This window comes from Verminephrobacter aporrectodeae subsp. tuberculatae At4, from assembly GCF_000193225.1.
Lineage (GTDB): Bacteria > Pseudomonadota > Gammaproteobacteria > Burkholderiales > Burkholderiaceae_C > Acidovorax > Acidovorax aporrectodeae.
This window is the reverse complement of the sequence record NZ_AFAL01000869.1, coordinates 1-842: the sequence shown is the minus strand read 5'-3', so window position 1 is coordinate 842 and position 842 is coordinate 1. Positions and strand designations below refer to the sequence as shown.

General features: G+C 66.0%; 1 protein-coding gene. It reads left to right on the top strand.

The genetic code is table 11. The features are described 5' to 3' along the window. A partial coding sequence (locus tag VTU_RS29660) for a SwmB domain-containing protein (RefSeq protein ID WP_010109124.1) occupies window positions 1-842 on the top strand: 842 nt, incomplete at both ends.

Sequence of the window (842 nt, the reverse complement as noted above, 5' to 3'; positions counted from 1 at the left end):
AGCAGCGCCAGCGGTGTCGCCATCACCGTCGAGAGCGTCACGGTAGGCGCCACGGCCAAGACCGTCACGCTGCACCTGAGCCGTGACGTGGACAGCACCGAGGCGGTGAGCATGAGCTACACCCGGCCCGCAACCGGCAACGTGCTGCAAGACGTGGCAGGCAATGACGCAGACAGTCTGACAAGCCAGGCGGTGACGAACAACTCCGGAGCCGATACCACGGCCCCGGTGCTCAGCAGCGCCACGGTCAGCGAGCGCAATCTGGTGTTGACTTACACGGAGGCCAGCAGCCTGGGCCTGGACGCGGTGCATACGGCCCCCGCAACGGCCTATGCGGTGAGCAGCGCCAGCGGCGTGGCCATAGCCGTCAATAGCGTCATGGTGGATGCGACAGCCAAGACCGTGACCCTGCTCCTGAGTCGTTCCGTGGACAGCGTCGAGGCGGTGAGCCTGAGCTACACCCGGCCCGCGACCGGCAACGACGTGCTGCAGGACGCGGCAGGAAACGACGCGGCCAACCTCACGAACCAGGCGGTAACGAATAACTCCGCAGCCGACACCACGGCCCCCGTGCTCAGCGCCGCCGTGGTCAACGGGCACTTTCTGGCGCTGAGCTATACCGAGGCCAGCAGCCTGGGTCTGGACGAGACGAATACAGCCCCCACCACGGCCTTTGCAGTGAACAGCGCCAGCGGCCTGGCCATCGCCGTGAATAGCGTCACGGTAAATGCCTTGGCCAGGACCGTCACGCTGCACCTGAGCCGCGACGTGGACAGCGGCGAGGCGATAACCCTGAGCTACACCAAGCCTGCAACCGGAAACAAGGTGCTGCAAGACGCCGC